Raw genomic sequence first — 488 nt, forward strand, 5'->3', positions numbered from 1 at the left:
GCCGGACGAGACCAAACTTGCCATCACACACTGCGCATCGCGTGGCACTGCCAGATCTAAGATTATCGGAGCAATGGAGCATCGTAGTCTCCTCTTGGTACTATCGTCGCTGTTCGTCGATCATCCTTTTCCACCGTCGCACTGCATGGGCCTGTGCGCTTTTCCTACGCGTGCAGCCTAGGACGATCGCGGTCAGCCGCTCAATTGAACGTAGGTAATGCGCCTGCCATCCAAAGCGGCCAGGGAATGATACGAAGGTTTAGGGAGCGCGCCCCTAAAGCCGACCACTTCCGCAACGGGTCACAGGACTAAACCGCTCGCGCGGTAGGCCGCTGCGGCAAGCAGGGTGGCCAAGCCGATAGCGCCAAGGGGCGTCCTGTCTTGAGATTGAGGGGTTGCAACAACCTCACCCAAGGCAGGAGCATCCCCATGATCGACGAGGCAATGAGCCCGTTGCGCCGGCGCATGATCGAAGACATGACGATCCG

Annotated in this window: 1 protein-coding gene; it reads right to left on the reverse strand. The window is 59.2% G+C overall.

Annotation, left to right across the window (positions count from 1 at the left end):
- Window positions 1–300: 300 nt before the first annotated feature.
- The coding region (locus tag ACZXDY_RS46395) for a hypothetical protein (protein WP_464350085.1) at window positions 301–488 on the reverse strand (188 nt) is incomplete at its 5' end.

It is taken from the genome of Bradyrhizobium sp. LeoB3 (genome assembly GCF_055456055.1).